This window comes from Streptomyces sp. NPDC047917, assembly GCF_043204345.1.
In the GTDB taxonomy this organism is placed as follows: domain Bacteria; phylum Actinomycetota; class Actinomycetes; order Streptomycetales; family Streptomycetaceae; genus Streptomyces; species Streptomyces sanglieri.
Genome location: NZ_JBIDCA010000003.1, coordinates 687007 through 712877, shown reverse-complemented (window position 1 = coordinate 712877; position 25871 = coordinate 687007). Strand labels below are relative to the sequence as shown.

At 71.6% G+C, this 25871-nt stretch carries 22 protein-coding genes; 11 read left to right on the top strand and 11 right to left on the bottom strand.

The window, feature by feature from the left end; translation table 11 throughout:
* From ACGF8B_RS09910 to ACGF8B_RS09900, 3 genes are all read left to right on the top strand, one after another.
* On the top strand, positions 1 to 322 hold a 322-nt coding region (locus tag ACGF8B_RS09910; protein ID WP_388657149.1), incomplete at its 5' end, for an electron transfer flavoprotein subunit alpha/FixB family protein.
* A 320-nt stretch (positions 323 to 642) separates the two neighbouring features.
* A complete protein-coding gene (locus ACGF8B_RS09905; protein WP_392736449.1) occupies positions 643 to 1680 on the top strand; it encodes a sporulation protein in 1038 nt (345 codons plus the stop codon).
* Entirely contained in the window at positions 1680 to 1937 is a 258-nt protein-coding gene (locus ACGF8B_RS09900; protein ID WP_392736447.1) for a twin-arginine translocase TatA/TatE family subunit, read from the top strand. Before ACGF8B_RS09905 ends, ACGF8B_RS09900 begins: the two co-directional genes overlap by 1 nt.
* Positions 1938 to 2207: 270 nt before the next feature.
* Here ACGF8B_RS09900 and ACGF8B_RS09895 read toward each other — a convergent pair whose 3' ends face one another.
* Complete coding sequence (locus tag ACGF8B_RS09895; protein ID WP_392736445.1) at positions 2208 to 3230, bottom strand: endonuclease/exonuclease/phosphatase family protein; 1023 nt, start codon at positions 3228 to 3230, stop codon at positions 2208 to 2210.
* A 266-nt stretch (positions 3231 to 3496) separates the two neighbouring features.
* Positions 3497 to 4201: a M15 family metallopeptidase gene (locus ACGF8B_RS09890; RefSeq protein WP_392736443.1), complete on the bottom strand. Its 705-nt coding sequence runs from the start codon at positions 4199 to 4201 to the stop codon at positions 3497 to 3499.
* A gap of 214 nt (positions 4202 to 4415) precedes the next feature.
* On the opposite strand from ACGF8B_RS09890, the gene ACGF8B_RS09885 reads away from it, so the two are divergent.
* The 4 genes from ACGF8B_RS09885 (at position 4416) to ACGF8B_RS09870 (ending at position 9010) form a co-directional block, all read left to right on the top strand.
* Complete coding sequence (locus ACGF8B_RS09885; RefSeq protein ID WP_392736441.1) at positions 4416 to 5093, top strand: response regulator transcription factor; 678 nt, start codon at positions 4416 to 4418, stop codon at positions 5091 to 5093.
* Between the two features lie 161 nt (positions 5094 to 5254).
* On the top strand, positions 5255 to 6367 hold the full coding sequence (locus ACGF8B_RS09880) for a sensor histidine kinase (RefSeq protein ID WP_392736439.1): 1113 nt from the start codon (positions 5255 to 5257) through the stop codon (positions 6365 to 6367).
* Positions 6368 to 6522: 155 nt separating this feature from the next.
* The gene (locus tag ACGF8B_RS09875) at positions 6523 to 7704 is read left to right on the top strand and encodes a cytochrome P450 (RefSeq protein WP_392736437.1); all 1182 of its coding nucleotides are present in this window, start codon (positions 6523 to 6525) and stop codon (positions 7702 to 7704) included.
* A 241-nt stretch (positions 7705 to 7945) separates the two neighbouring features.
* Complete coding sequence (locus ACGF8B_RS09870) at positions 7946 to 9010, top strand: biotin/lipoate A/B protein ligase family protein (protein ID WP_392736435.1); 1065 nt, start codon at positions 7946 to 7948, stop codon at positions 9008 to 9010.
* A gap of 18 nt (positions 9011 to 9028) precedes the next feature.
* On the opposite strand, the gene ACGF8B_RS09865 is transcribed toward ACGF8B_RS09870, so the two are convergent.
* Positions 9029 to 11557, bottom strand: a complete 2529-nt coding sequence (locus ACGF8B_RS09865) for a SpoIIE family protein phosphatase (protein ID WP_392736434.1) — start codon at positions 11555 to 11557, stop codon at positions 9029 to 9031.
* A 95-nt stretch (positions 11558 to 11652) separates the two neighbouring features.
* Positions 11653 to 13128, bottom strand: a complete 1476-nt coding sequence (locus ACGF8B_RS09860) for an amidase (protein ID WP_392736432.1) — start codon at positions 13126 to 13128, stop codon at positions 11653 to 11655.
* Between the two features lie 283 nt (positions 13129 to 13411).
* Here ACGF8B_RS09860 and ACGF8B_RS09855 point away from each other — a divergent pair, with 283 nt between their 5' ends.
* Positions 13412 to 14086: a hypothetical protein gene (locus ACGF8B_RS09855; protein ID WP_392736430.1), complete on the top strand. Its 675-nt coding sequence runs from the start codon at positions 13412 to 13414 to the stop codon at positions 14084 to 14086.
* Positions 14083 to 15108, top strand: a complete 1026-nt coding sequence (locus tag ACGF8B_RS09850; protein ID WP_392736428.1) for a nucleotidyl transferase AbiEii/AbiGii toxin family protein — start codon at positions 14083 to 14085, stop codon at positions 15106 to 15108. The genes ACGF8B_RS09855 and ACGF8B_RS09850 overlap by 4 nt, the downstream gene beginning before the upstream one ends.
* A gap of 84 nt (positions 15109 to 15192) precedes the next feature.
* Here ACGF8B_RS09850 and ACGF8B_RS09845 read toward each other — a convergent pair whose 3' ends face one another.
* On the bottom strand, positions 15193 to 15546 hold the full coding sequence (locus tag ACGF8B_RS09845; RefSeq protein WP_392736427.1) for a hypothetical protein: 354 nt from the start codon (positions 15544 to 15546) through the stop codon (positions 15193 to 15195).
* A 205-nt stretch (positions 15547 to 15751) separates the two neighbouring features.
* Between ACGF8B_RS09845 and ACGF8B_RS09840 the strand changes: the two genes are divergently transcribed.
* Entirely contained in the window at positions 15752 to 16528 is a 777-nt protein-coding gene (locus tag ACGF8B_RS09840) for a hypothetical protein (protein WP_392736426.1), read from the top strand.
* Here the strand turns inward: ACGF8B_RS09840 and ACGF8B_RS09835 are convergent.
* From ACGF8B_RS09835 to hydA, 3 genes are read right to left on the bottom strand one after another with little or no spacing between them, the layout of a single operon-like run.
* On the bottom strand, positions 16491 to 18050 hold the full coding sequence (locus ACGF8B_RS09835) for an NCS1 family nucleobase:cation symporter-1 (RefSeq protein ID WP_392736425.1): 1560 nt from the start codon (positions 18048 to 18050) through the stop codon (positions 16491 to 16493). The genes ACGF8B_RS09840 and ACGF8B_RS09835 overlap by 38 nt on opposite strands.
* A 34-nt stretch (positions 18051 to 18084) precedes the next feature.
* Complete coding sequence (locus ACGF8B_RS09830; RefSeq protein WP_392736424.1) at positions 18085 to 19086, bottom strand: TIGR03842 family LLM class F420-dependent oxidoreductase; 1002 nt, start codon at positions 19084 to 19086, stop codon at positions 18085 to 18087.
* Between the two features lie 11 nt (positions 19087 to 19097).
* On the bottom strand, positions 19098 to 20498 hold the full coding sequence (hydA, locus tag ACGF8B_RS09825; RefSeq protein ID WP_392736423.1) for a dihydropyrimidinase: 1401 nt from the start codon (positions 20496 to 20498) through the stop codon (positions 19098 to 19100).
* Between the two features lie 339 nt (positions 20499 to 20837).
* Between hydA and ACGF8B_RS09820 the strand changes: the two genes are divergently transcribed.
* Entirely contained in the window at positions 20838 to 22724 is a 1887-nt protein-coding gene (locus ACGF8B_RS09820; RefSeq protein ID WP_392736421.1) for an alkaline phosphatase family protein, read from the top strand.
* 63 nt (positions 22725 to 22787) lie between these two features.
* On the opposite strand, the gene ACGF8B_RS09815 is transcribed toward ACGF8B_RS09820, so the two are convergent.
* From ACGF8B_RS09815 to ACGF8B_RS09805, 3 genes are all read right to left on the bottom strand, one after another.
* On the bottom strand, positions 22788 to 24074 hold the full coding sequence (locus ACGF8B_RS09815) for an aspartate aminotransferase family protein (protein ID WP_392736419.1): 1287 nt from the start codon (positions 24072 to 24074) through the stop codon (positions 22788 to 22790).
* Positions 24071 to 24913: a nitrilase-related carbon-nitrogen hydrolase gene (locus tag ACGF8B_RS09810; protein ID WP_342286905.1), complete on the bottom strand. Its 843-nt coding sequence runs from the start codon at positions 24911 to 24913 to the stop codon at positions 24071 to 24073. Before ACGF8B_RS09810 ends, ACGF8B_RS09815 begins: the two co-directional genes overlap by 4 nt.
* Before the next feature lie 136 nt (positions 24914 to 25049).
* Positions 25050 to 25772: a hypothetical protein gene (locus tag ACGF8B_RS09805; protein ID WP_392736417.1), complete on the bottom strand. Its 723-nt coding sequence runs from the start codon at positions 25770 to 25772 to the stop codon at positions 25050 to 25052.
* Between the last annotated feature and the right edge of the window lie 99 nt (positions 25773 to 25871).

The following is a 25871-nucleotide window of genomic DNA, read 5'->3' as shown; positions in this document are numbered from 1 at the left end:
GAACTTCGCGTTGATCGAGGCGCTCGCGGACTCGCTGGGTGCGGCGGTGGGTGCGTCGCGTGCGGCGGTGGACGCGGGCTGGTATCCGCATTCCAACCAGGTCGGGCAGACCGGCAAGTCGGTGTCGCCGCAGCTGTACATCGCGTCGGGGATCTCGGGTGCGATCCAGCACCGGGCCGGGATGCAGACCTCGAAGACGATCGTCGCGATCAACAAGGACGCCGAGGCCCCGATCTTCGACCTCGTCGACTACGGCGTCGTCGGCGACCTCTTCCAGGTCGTTCCCCAGCTCACCGACGAGGTCAAGTCCCGCAAGGGCTGACCCACGACACCACTTCCCCCGCTTTCCCGACGGTCCGGGGCCGTACGGTGCACACGCACCGCACGGCCCCGGACCGTTTCCGATCACCGTCGTGGACAAAGCCCGACGAGGGTAAAAGCACGGTAAAACGCGCTCGTCAAGCGGCTGTCCGGACCGTCTGGGCGATCCTTTTCGGACTTTCCCGCCCGCCAACCCTCCATGGCTCCGGAAGCCCCGCGACCGGCCCTATGCTCTACACGTCTGTAGAGCACGGGAGCCCCCCTCGGCGTTCCCGCGCTCCCCCGTACCCCTCGTACGCACGTAAGGGAGTGGACGCCGCCATGGTGTTCAAACGACTGCTCGGCTCGCTCGGTGTGGGCGGCCCAACCGTCGACACCGTCCTCACCACCGGGGCAGCCGCTCCCGGCGGGCCGCTGTCCGGCCAGGTCCATCTCAAGGGCGGCAGCGCCGACTTCGACATCGACCACATCGCGCTGGAACTCGTCGCGCAGGTGGAGGCCGAGCACGAGGACGGCGAGGAGGAGCGCGTCGTGGCCTTCGAGCGCTTCACCGTCGGCGGTGGCTTCCGGCTGGCCGAGGGCGAGCAGCTCAGCGTGCCGTTCACGGTCACGCTGCCGTGGGAGACGCCGATCACGGAGCTGTACGGGCAGAGCCTGGGCATCGTGCTCGGCGTGCACACGGAGTTGTCGGTCGCCGGAGCCAAGGACAAGGGGGATCTCGACCGGCTCCTGGTGAGCCCGCTGCCGGTGCAGGAGGCGATCCTCGAAGCGTTCGGACAGCTCGGCTTCGGTTTCCGGTCCGCGGATCTGGAGTACGGCCGCATCGGCGGGACCGGTCAGCAACTCCCCTTCTACCAGGAGATCGAACTGACCCCGCCGCCGCAGTACGCGCACGCGGTCAACGAGATCGAGGTGACCTTCCTCGCCACCGCGGGCGGCATGGAGGTGGTCCTGGAGGCCGACAGGCGCGGCGGGCTGTTCTCCGACGGGCACGACGCACTCACCCGGTTCACGGTCGCGCACGACGGAGTCCACCACCAGGACTGGCGGGCGCTGGTCGAAAGCTGGCTCCAGCAGCTGATCGAGCACCGGTCGGCCTACGCGACGGGCTCCTCGTACGGGCACGGCGATCCGTACGCCGGACACCACGGTCACGAACCCGGCCACGGCCACCACGACGACCGGCATCACGGCGGCGGTCACCGCTCGGGGCCGGGCCTGGGGACAGCGGTCGCGGTGGGTGCGGCCGGGCTCGCGGTCGGCGTCGTCGGGGGCATGGTCGCCGCCGAAGTCGTGGACGAAGCAGGGGACTTCTTCGAGGGCGACGACGACGGCGATGACGAGGGTGGTGACGACTGATGTTCGGGATCAGCGAGATCGCGGTCGTTCTGATCGTGGTGATAGTTCTCCTGGGCGCCAAACGGCTCCCCGATCTGGCCCGTTCCGCCGGGAAGTCGGCCCGCATCCTCAAGGCCGAGGCGAAGGCGATGAAGGAGACGAAGGACGACGAGGGTGCGACGGGGGCGCCCCGGGTCATCCGCGGTGAGACCGTCGGCCGGCAGGACGCCGTGGACCCGAGGCCGGACGCGGGGCAGCAGCCCCAGGGCCGCGCATAGGACACGGTCCGGGTCCGCCCCGCACCGGATCCCGCGCTCCCTCCCGAGTACGGATCGGGTCCGGGCCGCACCGGGGGCGTACGCCTTCGGGCCGCCACGCCTCCCCGAGCCGCGTACGCCTGCGGTTTTGTTCCGGTGACCACCCCTGGGCGGTCGGAGCCCCCGGACGAGCTGCCACAGGCGCAGGTGCCGTCCGAGCTCCCCGGCAGGAGGAACCGGTCGTCCGGGTTCGGCCCGGCCGCCCGGCGCCGCTGGACTGTGTTGGACGGCCTAGGCCTTGAGGGCGGCGGCGATCGGCCGGTGGTCGCTGGCGGTGGCGGGGAGGGTCCAGGCATCGGTGGGGGTGACGCCCCGGATGAGGATGTGGTCGATCCGGGTGATCGGGAAGGCCGCGGGCCAGCTGAATCCGAAGCCGGTCCCGGCCTCGTCCTCGACCGGCGTCAGCCGGGACGTCAGTGGCGCGAGTGCGCGGTCGGTGGTGGCTCCGTTGAGGTCGCCCAGCAGGAGGACCTTCTTCAGCCGCTCCCGGTCGACCGCCCGGTCGAGAGCGGCGAGCGTCTCGTCGCGGCGCGAGACGGCGAAGCCGGTCGCGCCGACCCGGACCGACGGCAGATGGACCACGTACACGGCGAGGGGACCGTTCGGACCCCGGACCTGGGCGCGCAGCGAGCGGCTCCAGCCGGGATCGATGGTGACGCGCCGGGATTCGGTGATGGGGTAGCGGCTCCACAGGGCGACGGTGCCGATGTGCACGCGGTGGGCGAGCCGGCGGTCCAGCACCTTCCGGTAGGCGGGCAGCGCCTCGTCGGTCACTTCTTCCAGGGCCACCAGGTCGGGGTCGGCGGCCAGCAGCGTACGGGCGGTGGCGGCGGGGTCGGAGTTGGTGGCGTTGACGTTGTGGGTGACCACGGTCAGGTTCGGCTCGGTATCGCTCCGTCCGCCGAAGTACAGGGACGCGAACATGGCGGACCACACGGCGCCGAGCAGCAGGGTGGCGATGACGGCCGGCACCGACCTGCGCAACAGTGCGGCCAGGAGCAGCACCGGCACGGCCAGGCCGGTCCAGGGCAGCACGGTTTCGAGGAGGCTGCCGAGATTGCCCGGCGAGTTGGGCACGAGCGAGTGACAGACCATCATCAGCCCGGTCACCACGGCGACCGCGCTCAGGACCCCGCCCCGGCCCCGCCCCGGGCCGAGCGGTCCGAACCGGCCGAGCTGGCCGAGCTGGCCGAGCTGGCCGAACCAGCGGGCCGGCCGTCCGGGCGGCTGTCCGACCGGGGCCGGATCTCCCACCGCAGCAACGGAACCGGACGGAGCAGGACAACCAGGAAATGGACCGGAGCGGACGGGATCGGACAGCGACGGGTCCAAGGGCGACGGATCCAAAGGCGAAGGATCGGACGGCGAAGGATCGGGGTAGACAGGATCGGGCGGCGAGGAGGCGGGGTCGGAGAATCCGCCTCCGATGTACACGTCCGGGTAGGGGTCCTCGCGCGGATCGGCCATGACATGTCCTTCGGAAGAGGGCTCGGACTCACGGGGGCTGGGCACGGTGCCGGTCAGCCGGCCGCGTCGCTGAGGGGCGTCGGGCAGGTGCCACCGGGGCGGGTCAGGAGCTCGAAGTGCCACATCTCGTTGTTGTAGACCTGGCACAGGCCGTAGTCGGAGCCGTTGCGGATGAGCCAGTCGTCGGCATCGGTAGGCCCGATGTCGACCGCCTTCCCGGAAACGTGCGTCGACTTCTGCGGGGTGTTCACGAACTGCCTCGCCTTCTCGGCGCTCCCGTACTTCTCGATGCCCTCGTCCAGCAGGCGCTGCTGGTGTTCCTTGCTGCGCCAGCCCGAGGTGACCCGGAATTCGATGCCGTCGTCGCGGGCGTCCCGGGCCGCCTGCTGCACGGCCTTCAGCAGTCGCTCGTCCAGCCGGGCGATGGCCGGGTACCGGGTGTCGAAGGGGGTGAGCTGACGGCCGTCCGGGGTGCTGCCCCCGTCGGCGTCCTCGTCGGCGCCCCCGTCGGCGTCCCCGTCGGCGCCCTCGTCGGCGTCCCCGTCGGCGCCCTCCGGCGTGACCTCGGCGGTCGCCGCACCGCCGCCCGCTGCCCGGTCCGCCGTCGCTTCGGCGTGCGCGGCCGGTCCGCTCCGGGTCGTCAGGCCCCATACCGCCGTCAGCGCCACCACCAGGACCGCGCCCACTCCTGCCGCGGTCCGTCCGGGCAGGCGGCGCGCTGCCGTGGCGGAGCGGCTCTTGGCGGGGTTGTCGTGCATGGTGGCCTCCGGGCATCTCGTACAGCGCGGCGGGTGCCGCGGACCGATGCCTTGAGTGAACGCTGGGCCGTGTTGTGGGACCGTTTCGATTTCCCGATACGTTTTCGATATGCCCGGACCACTCAAATGGGGACGGTCATCCCGGACCGTCCGAACAGGGGCGGCCGGACGGACCGGCGACCTGCCGGGCGAGGCACAGAGCAGGAGAGGCCGTATGCGGGTGCTGATTGTCGAGGACGAGCTGTATCTCGCCGAGGCGGTGCAGGCGGGTCTGAGGCTCGAAGCCATCGCCTCCGACATCGCCGGGGACGGCGACACCGCCCTGGAACGCCTCGATGTGAACGAGTACGACGTCGTCGTGCTCGACCGCGACATTCCCGGCACGCACGGCGACGACGTGTGCCGGGCGATCGTCGAGCGGCGGCTCGGCTGCCGGGTGCTCATGCTGACCGCGGCGGGCCTCCTCGACGAGAAGGTCACCGGCTTCGAGATCGGGGCCGACGACTATCTGACGAAGCCCTTCGACCTGAAGGAACTGGTCGTACGGCTGCGCTCGCTGGCCCGCCGTCCCAAGGACAGCACTCCTCCGGTCATCGAGTGCGCCGGAATCCGGCTGGACCCGTTCCGGCGGGAGGTCTTCCGAGACGGGCGGTACGTGGCGCTCACCAGGAAGCAGTTCGCCGTGCTGGAGGTCCTGATGGCCGCGCGCGGCGGTGTCGTCAGCGCGGAGACGCTGCTGGAGCGGGCCTGGGACGAGAACGCCGACCCGTTCACCAACGCGGTCCGCATCACCATGTCCACGCTCCGCAAACGGCTCGGTGAACCGTCGGCCATCCACACCGTGCCCGGCGTCGGCTACCGCCTCGGCGAGCCGGCCGGGGGCGACCGGTGAACCGGCGGCCCGCGCCCCGGCAGCACACCGGCGCCGCTTCGGCCGAAGGCCTCGCCGGAGGCCGGTCCGGGCACCGCCCCGAGGGCCGCTCCGGAGGCCGGTCCCAGGGCCGTTCCGAGGGCCCGGCGCCGTCCGGTCGGCCGCGGCGGCTGACCGCCCGGATGAAGCTCACCCTCACGTACGCCCTGTTCGTCGTCGTCGCCGGGGCGCTCAGTCTGATCGTGGTCTACCTGGCCATGCGCTTCGTGCCCTCCTACCCGCTGGCGGACGTGAACCCGCAGGCCGCCGCCATCGCCACCCGCCCGGACATCCTCCGGGCCCTGGCCAAGGCGTCCGGCGTCGCCCTGCTGCTCCTGGCGCTGGTCGGGCTCGGCGCCGGCTGGCTCATCGCGGGCCGCGTCCTGCGCCCCCTTCAGGACATCACCCGGGCAGCCCGCCGGGCCGCCCACGGCTCTCTGGACCACCGCGTCGGGCTGACCGGTCCGCGCGACGAGTTCACCGAGCTCTCCGACACCTTCGACGACATGCTCGGCCGCCTCCAGAGGTCCTTCGAAGCCCAGCAGCGCTTCGCCGCCAACGCTTCGCACGAACTGCGCACGCCGCTCGCCGTCAGCCGCACCATGCTCGACGTGGCCGTCGCCGACCCCGACGGCCAGGACTACCGCCAACTCGTCTCCCGGCTCCGCGAGACCAACCAGCGCGGCATCGACATCACCGACGCCCTGCTGCGGCTCTCCGCCCTCGAACACACCCCGCCCACCATGGAGCACCTGGACCTCGCAGACACCGCCCGGGCAGCCGTCGAGGCCGTCCGCGAGGAAGCCGGGGCACGGAGCATCACGCTCCACGCAGACATCCGCCCGGCCCCGGCCACCGGCAACGGTGTACTGCTGCGCCAGCTGACCCTGAACCTGCTCCAGAACGCCGTACGGCACAACCTGCCCACCGGCGGCACGCTCTCCCTGACCACCGGCCCCGACCCGGCACGGCCCGGCCGCGCCCTGCTGACCGTCACCAACACCGGACCGCGGCTGGACGACACGGTCGACCGCCTCACCGAGCCGTTCCTGCGCGGCAGCGGGCGCCTGGCCGAACAGGACTCCACCCGCCGCGGCCACGGCCTCGGCCTGGCGATCGTCGCCAGCATCGTCCGCGCCCACCACGCGGACCTGCGCCTCACCGCCAACCCGGGCGGCGGACTCACCGTCCGCGCGTCCCTGCCCGGAGCCCCGGAAGGCACCACGGGAGCCAGGAAGCCGTCCGAACACGAATGAGGGAGATGGACCACGGGGATGAGGGAGACGAGCCGGAGCGCTGTCGGCGCCGGAGCGGAGAAAGGGGCCGCACCGGTCCTGGTGGCCGACGCCCACACACCATGTCCGGCGTGTCGCCGATGACGAACAGCCGCAACCGGTTGGAGCCCGAAGCCATGACCGACCCGACTCAGGACCCCCGATTCCTGCAGGACCCGTACCCGGCTTACGCGGTCATGCGGTCCAGGTGCCCGGTGCAGGCCGTCCCCGCCGGCTCCGGTGGGCATACCGGCTACCTCGTCACCGGCTACGCGGAAGCCAGGGAAGCCCTCGGCGACGCCCGGCTCTCGAAGGACACGGCCGCCTTCTTCGCGGACAAGGGCTCCCGGCGTCGGCTGCACCCCGCGGTGGCACACACCATGCTGGCCGGCGACCCTCCCCGGCACACCCGGCTGCGCAGGCTGGTGACCAAGGCGTTCACCACGGGGGCCGTCACGGAGCTCCGTCCGTTCATCACCCGCGTCACCGACGAGCTGCTGGATCAGTGGCCCGGCGGTGAGCGCTTCGACTTCGTGGCCGGACTGGCGATTCCACTGCCCGTCATCGTGATCTGCGAGCTGCTGGGAGTACCGGAGGGCGACCGGCGCGACGTCCGGCGCTGGTCCGGAGAGCTGTTCGCGGCAGGCAGGCCCGACATCATCGATACGGCCTCGCATGCCATGGCCGGCTACATGACGAGCCTCATCGCCGCCAAGCGCCTGCACCCGGGCGGCTCTCTCCTCGACCGGCTCATCGCGGCTCGCGACGGCGACGACGACTGCCTGAGCGAGGAGGAACTGGTCTCTCTGGCGGTGCTGTTACTGGTCGCCGGACACGAGACCACGACCAACTTCCTCGCCAATTCCGTCCTGGCGCTGCTCCAGCACCCTGACCAGCTGCACCGCCTTCGGGAGAACCCGGACGAGATCCCGGCCGCGCTGGACGAGCTGCTCCGCTTCGATTCCCCCGTGAGCACGGCCACGTTCCGGTTCACGACAGAGGCCGTCACGCTCGGCGGCACCGACATCCCCGCCGGCGTCCCGGTGCTGATCGGCCTCGGAGCCGCCAACCGCGACCCGGAGCAATTCCCGTCACCCGACCGGCTCGACCCGGACCGGGACACCACCGGCCATCTCGCCTTCGGTCACGGCATCCACCGCTGTGTCGGCGCTCCCCTGGCCAGGGCCGAGGCCGAGATCGCCCTGCGGGCGGTCCTGACCCGTTTTCCCGCGATCCGACCTGCCGTCCCACCCGACCAACTGGAATGGCGCCGCACGCGACTTGTCCGCGGTCCGGTGTCGCTGCCGCTCCTCGCCTAGAGCCTCTCGTTCGGGTCATGCCGGGCCGGGTGGCTGTCCTCGTACGGTTGCTTCCCGGGGCGGGCCGGCGCACGGCAGGCCCAGCGGTCGCGTTGCCGATGCCGGTCCGTCACGGCATCGGGGCCGCGTGGCCGCTCGTCACGGGCGGGCATTAGGGTTCGATGCGAGGTATGTGCGCGTCCATCCCATGTCGGAGCGACCCGCTCCGGGCCCGCGTCGCGCGCTGGAAGGGAACGAAGCCGTGCATGGCGAGTACAAGGTGCCCGGCGGCAAGCTTGTCGTCGTAGACCTGGACGTCGCGGAAGGCGTACTGCGCAACGTGCGCGTCGCCGGGGACTTCTTTCTGGAGCCCGACGAGGCGATCCTCTCGATCAACAGCGCCCTGGAGGGCGCCCCGTCCTCGACGGACACGGCAGGGCTGGCGGCCCGGATCACGGCGGGGCTGCCGGAGTCGACCGTCATGCTCGGGCTTACCGCGGAGGGTGTCGGCATCGCCGTCCGGCGGGCGCTGGCCCGTGCGACCGAGTGGAGCGACTTCGACTGGCAGCTGGTGCACACGGAACCACAGGCCCCGGCACTGCACATGGCACTGGACGAGGTCCTCACCGCCGAGGTGGCCGCCGGGCGGCGGGCGCCCACGTTGCGGGTCTGGGAATGGGCCTCGCCCGCTGTGATCATCGGCAGCTTCCAGTCGTTGCGCAACGAGGTGGATCCCGAGGGGGCGGCAAGGCACGGGGTGACCGTGGTGCGCCGCATCTCCGGTGGCGGGGCCATGTTCGTGGAGCCCATGAGCACCATCACGTACTCGCTGTCCGTGCCGGACTCGCTGGTCTCCGGCCTCTCCTTCGCCGACAGCTACGCCTACCTCGACGACTGGGTGCTGGGCGCCCTCGGCGACATGGGCATCAAGGCCTGGTACCAGCCGCTCAACGACATCGCCACCGATGCCGGGAAGATCGCCGGCGCCGCTCAGAAGCGGATCGTCGGCGCCGACGGCGGCCCCGGGGCCGTCCTGCATCACGTGACGATGTCGTACGACATCGACGCGGACAAGATGCTGGAGGTGCTGCGGATCAGCAAGGAGAAGCTCTCCGACAAGGGCACCAAGAGCGCCAAGAAGCGCGTCGACCCGCTCCGTCGCCAGACCGGCCTCGCCCGGGAGCAGGTGATCGAGAACATGATCGCCTCCTTCCGCAACCGCTACGGGCTGACCACCGGTGAGGTCACGGCGGAGGAGATGACCCGGGCCCAGGAGCTGGTGCGGACGAAGTTCGGCACGGAGGAATGGACCGCTCGGGTGCCGTGAGGCGGTCGCGGGCGGGCATCAGCCTCCCGTCGCGAGGGGTTCCCGCCGGGGCAGTTCCTGTTCGGTCCAGATGATCTTGCCCTCGGCGGTGTAGCGGGTGCCCCAGCGGCGGGTGAGCTGGGCGACGAGGAAGAGGCCGCGGCCGCCCTCGTCGGTGGTGCGGGCGTGCCTGAGCCGTGGCGAGGTGCTGCTGGTGTCGGAGACCTCGCAGATCAGGACGGACTGGCGCAGCAGCCGGATCCGGATCGGCCCGCTGGCGTAGCGCACCGCGTTGGTGACCAGCTCGCTGACGATCAGCTCGGTCGTCATCTCCAGTTCCTCCAGGCCCCAGGCGCTCAGCTGGCGGGCGGTCCGGGACCGGACCCCGGCGACGGCGGCCGGGTCGGCGGCCACTTCCCACGAGGCGACGTGGTCGGGGCTCAGCTCGTGGGTCCGGGCGAGCAGCAGCGCCACGTCGTCGGGCTGGGGCACCGGCACCAGCTGATCCACGACCGCCGCGCACAGGGCGTCGAGCGGGAGGCCGCGCTGTGCCAGGGCTCCGCCGAGGCGGGACATGCCGAGATCGGGGTCCTGGTCGCGGCCCTCGATCAGGCCGTTGGTGTAGAGGCCGATCAGGCTCCCCTCGGGCAGTTCGGTCTCCGCGGTCTCGAACGGCAGGCCGCCCAGGCCCAGCGGCGGTCCCGCGGGCAGTTCGAGGAAGGTGACCCGGCCGTCCGGGGCGACGACGACGGGCGGCGGGTGGCCGGCCCGGGCCATGGTGCAGCGCTGGGTGACCGGGTCGTAGACGGCGTACAGGCAGGTGGCACCGAGTACCGGGGTGCCCTGCTCCCCTCCCTCGGGTTCCTCGTCGCTGAGGCGGAGCACGAGGTCGTCGAGGTGGGCGAGGAGTTCGTCGGGCGGCAGGTCCATGTCGGCGAGGGTGTGCACCGCGGTGCGGAGCCGGCCCATGGTGGCCGCGGCGGCGATGCCGTGGCCGACCACGTCGCCGACGACGAGGGCGACCCGGGCGCCGGACAGCGGGATCACGTCGAACCAGTCGCCGCCGACACCGTCCTTGGCGTCCGCCGGGAGGTAGGAGGAGGCCACGTCCAGGGCCATTCCGCCGGGCAGTGTGTGCGGGAGCAGGCTGCGCTGGAGGGTCAGCGCGGCGGCGTGCTCGTGGGTGTAGCGGCGGGCGTTGTCCAGGCACACGGCGGCCCGCGCCACCATCTCGCGGGCCGAGAGAACGTCGTCCGGTTCGAACGGGGCGGGGTTCTGCGACCGGATGAAGGTGGTGAGACCGAGCACCGTGTCACGGGCCCGCATGGGTACGGCGATCAGGGAGTGGAGTCCGTACTCGCGGATGCTCGCCGCCCTGGCGGGCTGTTCGACCGCCCATACGCTGCTGTCGGGGTCGAGTACCGGGATGAGGAGGGGCTCGCCGTCGATGAGGAACCGCATGTCGTGGGGCGGGGGCACGAAGTCCACCGGATCCCCGATGCGGCGGACCGCCTCCGGGCAGCCCTCGCGCACCGAGCTCATCGCGGCCCGGCGCATCTGCGGCCGGGAGGCGGCGACGGTGGTGCCGGACCTGGTCAGTTCGGCGCCGGACAGCCCTGTGCCCAGCGGCCACGGGCCGGGCGCCTCGGGGCTGGCGACCGGTTCAAGCAGGTCGACGATCACGAAGTCGGCGAACCGCGGCACCGCGAAGTCGGCCAGCTCCTGGGCCGTACGCATCACGTCCAGGGTGGAGCCGATGCTGGCTCCGGCGTCGTTGACCAGGGCCAGGCGCTGCTGGGCGTTCCACCGGTCGGTGACGTCCAGGACCATGTAGCACAGGCCCGTGACGCCGCCGTCGTTGTCGGTGAGCGGCAGGTACGAGGTGGAGTAGGCGCGCTTGCGGCGCGGATCGGCCCAGGTCCAGCCCAGGTACTCGTAGTCGATGACGGGGATCCCGGTGTCCAGCACACCCCGCATCAGCGTCTCGATGTCCTCGGTCTCCAGCCCCGGCAGCACCTCGCTCAGCCGGTGGCCCACCCGCTGCTCGCGCGGGACGCCGCCGAAGCGTTCCAGGGTGTCGTTCACCCAGACGTAGCGCAGGTCCGGGCTCATCACCGCCATGCCGATCGGCGACCCGGTCAGGAAGGCGTCCAGCACGGACGGTCCGACCGTCCACTCGGGCCGCCGTTCGCGACCGGAGACCAGGAAGCACTCCCGGCCGTCCAGGTGAAAGGAGGCCGAGACCCTCAGGTCGACCTCGATCCGGCTGCCGTCGCGCCGCCGCACGTCCGCGACACCCCGCCACCCCACCCCCGCCCGGCAGCGCTCGGCGATCCCCGCCACCCGTACCGGGTCCTCGGGCATGGCCAGCAGGAAGCCCGCCGGTCGCCCGACCACCTCTGCGGCCCTGTACCCCAGCAGCTCCTGTGCGCTGTGCGTCCAGCCGACGACCGTTCCGGTGCCGGCGACCACCACGGTCGCGTCGTTCGCCGTGTCGTAGGAGTGCCGGGGAGTGCTGGGCCTCGAAGGTTCGGCTCCGGGCGCCGACTGCGGACCTGCACACGCCATACCGGACACCACCTATCCACTCCCTGCCCATGATCCCGCCTACCGCGCTCGGGTGCGAGCGACAGCGGGGCCGGACCCGGGCCCCGGACGGGGGATCAGCTCCCGGCCCCCGGCCCGGACCGGGCGGACGGGGGCGGTGGCCGGTGCTCGTACCAGCGCAGGTCGGCCTCCAGCTGGGCGGCGAGGGAGATCAGGCGTTCCTCGCTGCGGGACGGGCCGAGGAGCTGCGCCCCGACAGGAAGCCCGTCGCCGGTGAATCCGGCCGGTACGTTGATGCCGGGCCAGCCCAGTACGTTCCAGGGCCAGGCGTACGGGCAGGCCTCGGTCATCGCGAGATCGGTGCGCCAGGCGCTCAGTCCGTCGAATCGGCCGATCGGGGGCGGCGGCAGGGCGGTCGTCGGGGTGAGCAGCACGTCGTACCCGGTGCCGGTCCGGGACGAGCGGAAGAAGCCGCCGATCCTGCGGTGCTGACGCACCTCGCGCTCCCTGGCCGCCCGTACCACCCGGCCGCCGAGCCGGGTACCGGTGCGCAGTGCGCTGCGGGTGCGCGGGTCGAGGAGTGCGGGGTCGGGGTGGCGGGCGGCGAGTTCGGCGATCCCTGCGGTGGCGCGGGGGACGAATCCGAGGCCGATCAGTCCGTACCGGGGTCTGGCTTCCTGCACGTCGTGGCCCAGCCGGGTGAGGGCCTCGGCCAGTGCGAGGACGGCCCGCCGCACATCGGGGTGGGGTGCGGAGCCGGTGAGGGTGAGCGGGGGGCGCCAGGCGAGGGCGATGCGCAGCCGGCCCGGGTCGCGGCGGGCGGCGGCCGCGCCGGCGACGGGCGGTGGCCGGTGCCGGTCCTCGGCGTGGGAGCCGGCGACCGCGTCGAGCAGCAGCGCCGCGTCGGCGACGGTCCTGGCGAGCGGTCCGTTGACGGTCAGGCCCTGGAAGGCGTCGGTGTGCGGGTGGCCGGAGATCCGGCCGCGCTGGGGCTTGATGCCGACGAGATGGGTCCAGGCCGCCGGGATGCGTACGGACCCCGCGCCGTCGGAGCCGAGCGCGGCGGGCACCAGACCGGCCGCGACGGCCGCCGCGGAGCCGCCGGACGAGCCGCCGGGGGTGTGGCCGGTGTGCCACGGGTTGCGGGTGGCGCCGAAGGCCGGGCCCTCGGTGAACGGCCACTGGCCCAGTTCGCAGGAGTTGGTCTTCCCGACGATCACGGCCCCGGCCGCCCGCAGCCGGCGTACCGCCTCGCTGTCCGCGGTCGCGGCGGGCAGATCGCCGTCGCAGCCGAAGTAGGTCGGCATCCCGGCGACGTCCGTGTCGTCCTTGACCGCGACCGGTACGCCGAGCAGGGGCAGCCGTTCCCCGGCCGCCAGCCGGCGGTCGGCCTCGGCGGCCTCCGCGAGCGCGGCCTCGGCACGCAGGTGCCGGAAGGCGTTGAGGGTGCTCTGGCTCGCTTCGATGCGGCGCAGGGCGGCGGTCACCTGCTCGACCGAGGTGGTGCGGCCCTCGGCCAGCTCCCGTGCGCTGTCGGCGAGTCCCGTGGGGCCGGCCGGTTCGGTGGTTTCCACCGCTTCCGTTGAGGACATGGGCTGACCGCCTTCCTCGTGTCGGACGACACCGCGCGGAGGCTGTGCGCAGCGCGCCTGTCCCGTCCGAACGAACTTACCGGAGGGTAACGAGGAATGAGCGGTCCGCTCAACCGTTCGGTGGAAAGTGGCCCGGGGTCCGTCCGCTCCTGATCCGCCGGACAGCCCCCGGGTGCGCCCCCGGCGCGTCCGGGAAGGTCCTCGGTCTCGTCCGGGGACTGTCAGTGCCGCTTGCTACGTTCTGCGACGGAAACGGACCGTGATAAGTACTGGTGGAGGGCGCGTGGAAGCGGAGTTCGAGGGCGAGTTCGAGACGCATCTGACGGTGCGCCTCGAACCTGGCACCGACGGCGGTGCGGGGGACGCCCGGGAAGCCGGCCGGCTGGGCCGCTGGGCGGAGCGCGAGGGCATGAAGCTCACCCACATCCTCCTGGACCGCGGTGCCACGCCCGACCAGCCCATGCTGACCGAGCGGGGCCGCGGTTCGCTCTCCGGGCAGCGGGCCGCCGCCGGGCTCCGGTCGGCCGAGCTGCGCGCGGCGGGCTTCCCCGTCGTTCGGGTGAAGATCGAGGCCGCTCCGTGGAACGAGGACATACCGGGGACGGCCCGCGAGGCCGCCGCGCTGTCTCCCGACTGCCACTTCGAGCATCACGTCAAGCTGCTGCTGACCGGTGGGCCGCAGCTCGCCGTCGCACGGGTGGTGGCCGAGCGGCAGGGCGCGCGTCTGTCGCGCAATGCCCGCCGCATCACCGGCCCCGGGAGCCACGAGCGGTTCGTCACGCAGCGCTGCTACGCGGTGGGCCGTCCGCAGGCGAGGGCCGAGCTCGACGCGCTGCTGGACGGGCTGGCCGCTGCCGGGCTCGAAGTGCTGGAGGTCGAGGAGGAGTTCGTGGTGCACGACGACCATCCGGCGGCGGACGCCGGCTGGCTGGACGAGCCGGCCGGGGTCTCCCGGTGAGCGCGGACGACCGGCCCGTCCCCGGCGAACCGCCGTACGACGACCCCTCGCTCGCGCCGCGGTGGCGGGCCGCCCGGCGCGCCGTCCAGGACCATCTGCTGCGGGCGATCGCACAGTCGCCCTGGGGCGGCGGTCTGGTCCTGCGCGGCAGTGTCCCGCTCCAGGCCTGGGTGGGCGCCGCCGCGCGGGAGCCGGGCGATCTGGACTGGATCGTGGTGGAGCCGACGGCCGACGGCTTCGTGGACGGCCTCGATCCCTACCCGTACGTCGACGGGGCGGCGGCCGTACAGCAGTGGCCGGAGGCCGCGCACGGCGCGGCCGCTCCCGAGCTGCTGACGGACGGCGAGTGCCATGACACCGGCGGCGCCCGGCCGGTGCTCGCACCGGAGGGGCTGCACTGGATGGAGGCCGAGGAGATGGATCCGCCGTCCTCCCCCGCCGAGGAGGTGGTGGCCGCCCTGGCGGCCGGTCCGCCGCTGCCCGAGGGCATTCGTGTCGATCCGCTCCGGGTGACGTCGGACGGGACGTGGACGTACCGGGAGTACGAGACTCCCGGGGTGCGTGTCGTCGTCCCCTGGGAGGCCGACGGGCTGCCGCCGGGCGAGGTTCGGATGGACTTCGCCCAGGACGAGCGGCTCCCGCAGGCTCCGGAGTGGACGGCCTGTCCGCGCGGTGACGGCGGTCCCCCGACGTCGGTCCGCACCGCGGGCCCGGGGCTCTCGCTCGCCTGGAAGCTGCTGTGGCTCGCCGAGGACCAGCAGGCGGAGGGCCGGTCGGGGGCCAAGGACCTGTACGACGCGGTGCTGCTCGCGGAGCACCACGCGACCCGTCTGCCGCCGCGCCTGCTGCGTACCGTGCTGGGCCCGCACGCGCCGGACTTCACGCCCGGGGCGGTGCTGGACTGGTTGGTGGACTGGTCCGCGTTCCATGCCGCGCATCCATGGGTGGACGGTGGCCCGGACCGGCTCCGGGAGCGGCTGGCCGCCGCCCTGCCCCCGCTGCTGGAACGGAGCGCTCCGTGACCGCCCGGACCGGCCGCCCAGCACGGGCGGCCGGTCCGGGCGGCATGCGGACACGGCCCGGCCGGACCGCACGGTACGAACGGGCTACGGCTGGACGGTGATCTCGCCGATCCCGGTGCCGATGCCGGCGCAGTGCGCGGTGGACTGGCCGGACTGCCCGGGGTTGAGGGTGACGTGCTCGCCGTCCACGTCCGGGGACCAGCCGCAGACCAGGTGCACCCAGAAGACCTGCGTCGTGCTGCCGTCGTTGCGGCACAGCGCGAAGCCCGTGTAGTCGTCGATCTCGTGCTTTCCGGTGTCGCAGGACAGGCCGGGCGGCGTCGCCACGGCCGGCACCGCGGTCGCGGCGGTCGCGGGAACCGCGAGCGCGGTGGCCGCGCCCACCACGACGACGCCCCTGAGCACGGCCCTGGACACACTCCCCATCGACAGCTTCATGTCTCCCTGTTCCTCCTCGTTGACGGCGAATCCGGTGCGCCGACAACCGTCCCCAGCACCCCGCAGGCCAAAACGAGGCAAAACATCACACTGTGTATGCGTCATGGTGGTCGGCTCCATCGCGCGACGCCGTCCGCCCCGGCGTACGCTCGGAAGAATCGGATGGCACCTGAACAGGCCCTGCGGGGACTACCAGGGAGGCGACGTGACCGGTCGACACAGCGGCACCCACCGGGCCGCCTGCGCGGCGGTCGCCGTGCTGGGGATCACCGGCGGCAGCGTGCTGGGCGGCGGTGCGGCACGGGCGGACGACGGCATCGACAAGCTCTCCGCGCAGCAGATCGCGGACCGCTCCCGGGACGCCCTGCTCAGTGCCCGTTCCCTGCACCTGAGCGCCCGTGGTGAATTCGGCGACAACAGCCCGCCGATGGCTCTGGAGCTCACCCTGGACCGGGACGGCAACTGCACCGGATCGGTGGATCTGGGCAACAGCCAGGGGTCCGTCCGGATCGTGAAGCGCGGCGACGACATCTGGGTCAAGCCGGATGCGAACTTCTGGAAGAACCAGGTCCCGGGCGGTGGTTCGGCCTTCGCGGCGATCCTGAAAGGGCGCTACATGAAGGGCTCGGCCGACGACCCGAGGCTGCGTGATCTGGCGAACGGCTGTGATCTGGACACGTTCCGGAAGCTGGTCGGCGACAACGCGGACAACGACCGGGGGACGCTGAACAAGGGCCACAAGACCATGCTCGACGGGGCCGTGGTGGTGCCGCTGACCAGGATGCGGGACGGCCGGACGCTGACGACGGACGTCGCGGCCACCGGCAAGCCCTACCCCCTGAGGATCACGGTCCAGGGCGCCGGGGCGGACGCGGTCGTGCGCTTCTCGGCCTTCGACAAGCCGGTGCCCACGACCACGCCGCCGCCGGACCAGACGTACGACATCAGCGCCCTGCTGGGCCGTACGTCCGCGCCGGTGTGACGCCGGGCCGGCCGCTGAGCAGTACGTACAGCACCAGCGACGAGGCGAGCCCGACCGCCCAGCCGTAGTCGGCGAGGGGTTTCAGGAACGGGATCAGGCCGTCGGCCGGGAAGGGGCCCGTCCCGGGGGCGGAGTGGGAGCCCCCGATCGCGAGGACGCCGCCGACGCCGAACGCCGCGACAGCCCGCCAGTTCCAGCCGTTCGTGTACCAGTAGCGGCCGCCGGGGCGGTAGAGGTCCGCGAGGTCGAGCACGGTACGGCGGACGACCCAGTAGTCGGCGATCAGGATGCCCGCGACCGTTCCGAGCAGTCCGCCGACCAGTCCGAGCCAGGTGAAGATGTACAGCTCGGGCGTCTCGGTGAGCTTCCACGGCATGATGAGGACACCGACGACTCCCGTGATCAGGGCGCCCGTACGGAAGTTGATGAACCGGGGCGCGAGATTCGCCAGGTCGTAGGCGGGTGATACGACGTTGGCGGCGATGTTCACGGAGACCGTCGCGACCAGCACCGTGACCAGGGCGTAGAGCAGTCCGAAGACATTGTCGGTCCGGGCCACGAGCTGGACCGGATCCCAGATGGCTTCCCCGTACACCGCCTGCGATCCGGAGGTGACCAGGACCGAGAGCAGGGCGAAGAGCGTCATCGTGGTCGGCAGACCGAGCGACTGGCCCCGGATCTGGGCGCGTTGGCCGGCCCCGAAGCGGGTGAAGTCGGGGATGTTCAGCGAGAGGGTGGCCCAGAAGGCGATCATGCCCATCAGCGAGGGGAAGAAGACCGGCCAGAACTCCTTGCCCCAGCCGAGCTTCGAGGGCTGGTCGAGCAGCGGGCCGAAGCCGCCCGCCTTGACGGCGACCCAGACCAGCAGCACGACGGCGCCGACGATGACGAACGGTGCCGCCCAGTTCTCGAACCGGCGCAGGGCGTCCATCCCCCGGTAGATGATGGCCAGTTCGAGCGCCCAGAAGAGGATGAAGCAGAGCCAGAGCGTCCACGGCTGGCCGCCGATCTCGGACGCCTTCGCCCAGCCGCCGAAGATCTTCCCCAGCAGGGTGAAGATGCCGACGCCGCCGATCCAGGTCTGGATGCCGAACCAGGCGCAGGCCACCGCGGCCCGGATCAGGGCGGGCAGGTTGGCGCCGCGCAGCCCGAAGGAGGCACGGGCCAGCACCGGGAAGGGGATGCCGTACTTGGGTCCGGCGTGCCCGGTGAGCAGCATGGGTCCGAGCACGATCAGGTTGGCCAGCGCGATGGTGAACACGGCCTGTTTCCAGTCCATGCCGAGGGCCACCAGACCGGAGGCGAGCAGCCAGGACGGGATGTTGTGGGCCATGCCCACCCAGAGCGCGGTGAAGTTGTACGTCGTCCAGCGGCGCCGTTCCAGGGGAACGGGCAACAGGTCCTCGTTGACGAACCGGTTGTCGGTGGGAACGGCGCCGGGGGCGAGCTCGATGCGGCCCGAGGCGTCGGGTATCGGGTCCTGCGGTGGAACGGGTGGGCCGGGTGGGACGGTCGATGTCATGACGGCTGGACCCTTCGCTCGGGACGGGGGCGGGTCAGTCGGACAGAGCGGGGATGATCCGCGCACCGTAGGCGTCGATCGTCGCCTCGCGCGCGTCGTGCATGTTGTAGAGCGCGAACTGGTCGACGCCCAGGTCCCGCAGGGTCCGCAGCTTCTCGATGTGCGCCTCGGCGGGGCCCAGCAGGCAGAACCGGTCGACGATCGCGTCCGGCACGAAGGCGGTGTCGGGGTTTCCGGCCCGGCCGTGGTGGCTGTAGTCGTAGCCGGACCGCCCGGCGATGTACTCGGTGAGGGCCTCGGGGACGAGGCCGGAGTGCGCGCCGTAGCGGGAGACGAGGTCGGCGACGTGGTTGCCGACCATGCCGCCGAACCAGCGGCACTGCTCGCGGGCGTGGTCGAGGTCGTCGCTCACGTAGGCGGGAGCGGCGACACAGATGGTCACGGAGTCCGGGTCACGGCCGGCCTCGGCCGCCGCGTCCCGTACCGCTTTGATCATCCATTCGGTGAGGAACGGGTCCGCGAGCTGGAGGATGAAGCCGTCGGCCTTCTGTCCGGCCAGCGCGAGCGCCTTCGGGCCGTACGCGCCCATCCAGACGGGCAGTCTGCCGTCCTTCACCCACGGGATCTGGACCGGCTGCCCGTCGACGGTGGCCTCCCGGCCCTCGGCGAGGTCGCGGATGACGTCGATGGCCTCGCCGAGCCGGGCCAGGGTGTTGGGTTTGCGGCCGGCGACGCGCATCGCCGAATCGCCGCGTCCGATGCCGCAGACGGTGCGGTTGCCGAACATGTCGTTGAGGGTGGCGAAGGTGGAGGCGGTCACCTCCCAGGTGCGGGTGGACGGGTTGGTCACCATGGGGCCGACGACGAGGTGTTCGGTGTGTTCGAGGATCTGGCTGTAGATGACGAACGGTTCCTGCCAGAGCACCGTCGAGTCGAAGGTCCAGCCGTAGCGGAAGCCGTTGCGTTCGGCGCGGCGCATCAGGCCGACGACGGCCGAGGCGGGCGGATCGGTCTGGAGGACGAGTCCGAAGTCCATGGCGGGTGCTCCTAGTCCAGGTACTGACAGGTGGCTCGCGGGGTGTACATGCCGTGTCCGGCCCGGCCGGTGAACTTCCTTGCGTCGATGACGACCTCACCGCGCGAGAGGACCGTCTCGACCTGTCCGGTGATCCGCCTTCCCTCGTACGCCGAGTAGTCGACATTCATGTGGTGGGTCTCGGCGGAGATGGTCTGTTCGGCCGCCGGGTCGTAGATGACGACATCGGCGTCGGCGCCGGGGGCGATGGTGCCCTTCTTCGGGTACAGGCCGAACATCCGGGCCGGGGAGGCACAGGCGATCTCGATCCAGCGGCGGCGCGAGATGTGGCCGTCCACGACCGCCTGGTGGAGGAGGTCCATCCGGTTCTCCACGCCGGGCATTCCGTTGGGGATCTTCGAGAAGTCGCCGCGGCCCATCTCCTTCTGGCCCGAGAAGCAGAAGGGGCAGTGGTCGGTGGAGACGACCTGGAGTTCGTTGTTCCTGAGCCCCCGCCAGAGCGCCTCCTGGTGCTCCCTGGGCCGCAGCGGGGTGGAGCAGACGTACTTGGCGCCCTCGAAGTCCGGCTCGGCGAGGTTGTCGGTGGAGAGGAAGAGGTACTGCGGGCAGGTCTCGCCGAAGACCGGAAGTCCCTTGTGGCGGGCGGCGGCGACCTCGGCGACCGCCTCGTCCGCGGAGACGTGCACGATGTACAGCGGGGATCCGGCGACGCGGGCGAGCTGCACGGCGCGGTGGGTGGCCTCGGCCTCCAGCGCCACCTTGCGCACGTCGCCGTGGTAGCGCGGGTCGGTACGGCCCTCGGCGAGGGCCTGTTCGACGAGTACGTCGATGGCGATGCCGTTCTCCGCGTGCATCATGATCAGGCCGCCGTTGTGGGAGGCCCGTTGCATGGCGCGCAGGATCTGGCCGTCGTCGCTGTAGAAGACGCCGGGATAGGCCATGAACAGCTTGAAGGAGGTGACCCCCTCCGACACCAGCAGGTCCATCTCCTTGAGCGAGGACTCGTTCACGTCGGAGAGGATCATGTGGAAGGCGTAGTCGATGGCGCAGTTGCCGTCGGCCTTCGCGTACCAGGTGTCGAGACCCTCGCGGACCGCGCGGCCCACGGACTGGATGGCGAAGTCGACGATCGTGGTGGTGCCGCCCCAGGCGGCCGCCCGGGTGCCGGTCTCGAAGGTGTCGGCGGCGTAGGTGCCGCCGAACGGCATCTCCATGTGGGTGTGCGCGTCGACGCCGCCCGGGATGACGTATCTGCCGGTGGCGTCGATCCTGCGGTCGGCGCTCCAGCTCTCGGCCGCGTCGCTGTCGTGCGCCGCGAGGGCCACGATGCGGCCGCCCTCGATGAGTACGTCGGCATGCAGTTCGTCGGACGCGGTGATGACGAGACCACCGTGGATGACGGTGCGGCTCATGTACCCCTCCTCACTCGTGGCGGAATGGGTCTACGCACGTAGACAAGGTGCGTGATGAAGAACGTAGAAGTGGGTTACCCACTGTGGCAATACCGCTGCCGCTAACCGCTGAAGACGTTTCTGTTTCATCCGCCCGGCACTCCACCGGCCCACAGCCGCGGCGAGGACCACGACCACCGATGAATAACGGAATGATTACGGGTCTGGTCCAAATGTTGAGTACGGTTCATGCGCCCGTCCCGTACGCGGCGTGGTCCGATCACCACCGACGGCGAGCCTCGGACACATCACCGGGCGCCCCCGTCGCCCGGTGTCCCACGACCCGTCCCGGAGGATCACGTGTTCCTGTCGCGCTCCGCGCGTACGGTGCTGGCCGCCGCCACCGTCGCCGCCGCCGCACTGCCGCTCGTCACCACCGCCGCCCACGCCCAGGGGTCCGAGGCCCCGGCAGCCGCCCCGTACGCCGGTCTGCCGTCCGGCACCAAGCAGGCGAAGACCCTGGTCATCGGCATCGACGGCGCCACCTTCGACGCCTTCTCGCGCGCCGACGTGCCCAACCTCGGACAGCTGATGGCCAAGGGCCTGACCGCCCGGAGCAACCTGTACGCCGACCCGATGGCCCCGACCGTCTCCGGCGCCGGCTGGTCGTCCATCGCCACCGGTGTCTGGCCCGACAAGCACAACGTGAAGGACAACAACTTCACGGCCCCGAACTACGGTCAGTACCCGGACTACGCGACCCGGCTGGAGACCGCGGACCCGGCCACCTCCACGCTGGTCGTCGGCACCTGGAGCCCGATCCCCCAGATCGTCTTCGGCGCGAAGACCGATCTGCGGATCGCGGGCGGCGACGACGAGGGCACCACGGCCAAGGCCGCCGACTACCTGGCGCACGGCAACCCCGACTCCGCCTTCGTCCACCTGGACGAGGTCGACGGCGCCGGCCACAGCAGCGGCTCCGGCAGCGACGCCTACCTCAAGGCACTCAACACGGCCGACGGCCGGATCGGCCGTCTGCTCGACGCGGTGGCGTCACGGCCGGCGTACGCGAAGGAGGACTGGCTCGTCGTCGTCACCGCCGACCACGGCCACACCCCCACCGGCGGACACGGCGGCAACACCCCGCTGGAGCGCGGCACGTTCGTGATCGCCCAGGGCAAGGGCATCCGGCCCGGCTCGGTGCGCGACGACGTCAGGATCACCGACATCGCGCCCACGGTGCTGCGCCACGAGGGCGTCGCCACCGACCCCGCCTGGAATCTCGACGGCACCTCGCTGGCCGAGCCGAAGCGGGACGCCTTCGACGCGCTGCGCCCCTCGCTGCGCACCCCCGTCGACGAGACCAGGCTCCCGGCCGACGCCAAGGGGTGGACGGACACCGCGCCCGACGGCTGGTCGATCGACAACTCGAAGATGCCGGCCGGTGGCGTCACCGAGTGGCGCGGCTGGTCCTTCGCCACGGACGAGTTCTGGACCAATACCGAACGCGGCCAGGGCCGCGAGACGAACGTCCGCGCCCGCGATGTGTTCGCGGTCGCGGACTCCGACGAGTGGGACGACAAGGCGCACGGTGCCGGACAGTTCGACTCCACCCTGGTCAGCCCCGCGTACCAGCTGAACGGCGCGGCGAAGGCGACCGTTTCGTACGCGACGAACTACCGGGTCGACGGTCCGCAGACCGGCGATGTCTACGTCTCGTACGACGGGGGCGCCCCGCAGCCCGTCAAGTCCTACCGGGCCGACAGCAATACCGTCGAGCGTCTTGAGCTGACCGTTCCGCGGGGTGCGAAGGCGGCCCGGCTGAGCTTCCGCTACACCGGCACGAACAGCGCCTTCTGGACCGTCGACCAGGTCGCCTTCGCGCAGCCCGCCCCGCCGTCGGAGCTCGCCGTCGCCTCGCTGGAGGCCGGCACCGTGCTCCTGGGCAGGCCCGGCTCCGATTCCGCCTGGAAGGTCACCGCGACCGGTGTCGTGAGGACCGTGCAGGGCAGGCCGGTGAAGGGCGCGAAGGTCACGGCCGAGCTGACGGCCGGCGGCAAGGTGCAGAAGCTGACCGGCACCACGAAGAAGGACGGCTCGGTACGCCTGCGCACCACGGTGCCCCGGGGCGTCTCCGCAGCCACGCTGACCGTCACCGATGTGCGCCACGAGCACCTCGCGTACTACGGCGAGCTCGACCCGGTCCGCTCGCTGGACCTCAACCGCCCCACCGGCCACCGGGGCTGACCGACCGGACGGGCCCCGCAGCCGCCTCGCGGCCGGGGCCCGTCCTGCGTCCGCCGCCCGGCGCTATCGGTCCACCGACCGCAGCGCCCCGGCCAGGATCTCCGCCCCTTCCTCCGCCTCCGGGATGGTCAGCGAGAGCGGTGGTGCGATCCGCAGCACACTGGTGTTGTGACCGCCGCCCTTGCCGATGAGCAGACCGCCCTCGCGGGCCGCTTCGAGCACGGCAGCGGCCGCCTCCGGGTTCGCCTCGTCGGTGCCGGGCCTCACCAGCTCGATGCCGATCATCAGGCCCCGGCCGCGCACCTCCCGTACGCACCGCGAACCCGCGCCGATCGCCCGCAGCCGCTCGATCAGCAGACCGCCGACGCGCCGGGCGTTGCCCTGCAGATCGTGTTCGAGGAGATAGGAGAGGTTGGCGAGGCCGGCGGCCATGGTGACCGGGGAACCTCCGAACGTCGAAATGGAGTTGGCGTCCAGGCAGTTCATGACCTCGGCCCGGGCCACGACACCGCCGATCGACATGCCGTTGCCGATGCCCTTGGCGAAGGTGAGGATGTCCGGCGGGCCGTTCTCGCCGTGCGCCTGCCAGCCCCAGAAGTGTTCGCCGGTCCTGCCCCAGCCGGTCTGCACCTCGTCGGAGATCCACAGGACACCGTGCCGGTCCAGGACCCTGCGGAACGCCGCGTACAGCCCGTCGGGCGGCGAGGTGAATCCCCCGACGCCCTGGATGGGTTCGGCGATCAGGGCGGCCGGTGCCCGGGTGTGCCCGAGCAGGTCCTCCAGATCGGCGACGCAGGCCTTGATGAACTCCGGGTCGCCGAGGTGCTCGTAGGGTCCCCGGGTGCGGACGCCGCCGTGCACGTACAGCGTCTGCAACGGTGACAGGCTGGTCGGCGACCAGGCGTTGTTGCCGGTGATGCCGACGGCGGAGAACGACCTGCCGTGGTAGCTGTTGCGCATCGCGAGGACCTGGTTGGAGCCCCGGTACGTGGTGGCGAGCAGCAGCGCCGTGTCGTTGGCCTCGGTGCCGGAGGTGGTGAAGAAGACCCTGGCGTCCGGAATGCCGGAGAGCGTGGCGACACGTTCGGCCAGTTCCACCATCGGCCGGTTGAGGTAGAGCGTGGACGAGTGGATGATCCGGCCGGCCTGCTCACCGACCGCCTTGGTCACCTCGGGCAGGGCGTGGGCGGTCATGGTGGTGAGGATGCCGCCGAAGAAGTCCAGGTAGCGCCTGCCGTCGGCGTCCCAGACATGGCGGCCCTCGCCGTGGGTGATCTCCAGGGGGCGCTTGTAATAGAGCGCCAGCCAGTCGGGGCTGACGGCGAGGTGCCGGTGGTGCAGACTGCTCACGGCTCCACCAGTCCCTCGTACGCGTCGGGGCGGCGGTCCCGGTAGAACGCCCACTGCTGCCTGACCTCGTCGATGAGGCCGAAGTCGAGGTCGCGGACGACCAGTTCCTCCTCCTTGTCGGAGGCGACCTCACCGACGAACTGGCCGCGCGGGTCGACGAAGTAACTGGTTCCGTAGAAGTCGTTGTCGCCGTACTCCTCCTGGCCGACACGGTTGATCGCGGCGACGAAGTACTCGTTGGCGACGGCGGAGGCGGGCTGTTCCAGCTGCCAGAGGTAGCCGGAGAGACCGCGCGAGGTGGCGGACGGGTTGTAGACCAACTGGGCGCCGTTGAGGCCAAGTTGACGCCAGCCCTCGGGGAAGTGCCGGTCGTAGCAGATGTATACGCCGACCCTGCCGACGGCGGTGTCGAAGACCGGCCAGCCCACGTTTCCCGGCTTGAAGTAGTACTTCTCCCAGAACCCCTTGACCTGGGGGATGTGGTGCTTGCGGTACTTGCCGAGATAGGAGCCGTCGGCGTCGATCACGGCGGCGGTGTTGTAGTAGAAGCCGGACTGCTCGACCTCGAAGACCGGCACGACGATCACCATGCCGGTCTCGCGGGCGAGTTCCTGCATCCGGCGGACGGTCGGCCCGTCCGGCACGGGCTCGGCCCAGCGGTAGTGCTCGGGTTCCTGCACCTGACAGAAATAGGGGGCGTTGAACACCTCCTGGAAGCCGATGATCTTCGCGCCCTGACGGGCGGCCTCGCGAGCATGCTCCTCATGCTTGGCGATCATGGATTCGGTGTCGCCGGTCCAGGTCGCCTGGACTAGTGCGGCGCGTACGACTTGGGACATGAGCTGCTCCTTCGACGCGGCGTCAGAGAGCCTCAACGCGTTTCTACGCCCGTAGACACGTGCGTAGAGGAGAACGTAAGCCCCGTCACACAGCGGGGCAAGACCATCGCCGTGAACCGGCTGAGTCGATCATGTTTCACACCCGTGCGGTCCACATGCCGGGCGGGCCGGCCCGCCCGGCGGCCGGACCGCGGTCAGCCGGCGGGCGAAGCGGGGCGGGAGTGAGCGGCTCGCCGTCCATCTCTTCGGCGCCCTCGGCGTCCCACCACGGCTCGGCGTCGGCGGCCAGGAAGGGCGCCCAGTACCCACCGACCACACCGCCGTTCTCCAGCACGTCCGCGACCTCTTCGAGGTAGGCGGCCAGGCAGGGCCAGGCGTCCTCGAAGACGCCGCCCCGGTCGTGGTACATCATGCCCGGACCGCCCTGCTGCGGCCCCTGCCCCATGTCGATGATCCGGGAGTCCCCGTCGCTCTCGGCCCACGGGATCCACTGCCGGTGCCACCAGGGCTCCCCCTCGATCCCGGGAGCGCCGCCCTCCTCCAGGTCCTCGTTGGCGCCCACGCACATCTCCCGGTGGCTGACGATCCCCGCGACCGGCAGCAAAGGCCGCACCGGCAGCACGGTCGTCCATCCGCGGAGCCCGTCGTGGCGGGCCGGCGAGGCCGGCAGATCCGCCGGGAACCGCACCCCCATCCCGACCTGCGCCGCCTCCACCGCGACCGGGTCAGCGGGCGGCGCGAGCAGCTCGTACGACTCCGGGACATGCGTGCGGAGCCAGGCATCGATCCTGGTCCAGGCGGCCGGAACCGCGGAGCCGGAGAGAGCGGGAACGTCGGGGCGGGAGGCCCGATCCGTCATGCCGGGGGTCAGAACACGCCGCACCGACAACCGGTCGGCCCGCCCGGTGCCGACGCCCGGCCCACCGGCCTTCGGCGCCGCTTTGTATTCTCGGCAGAC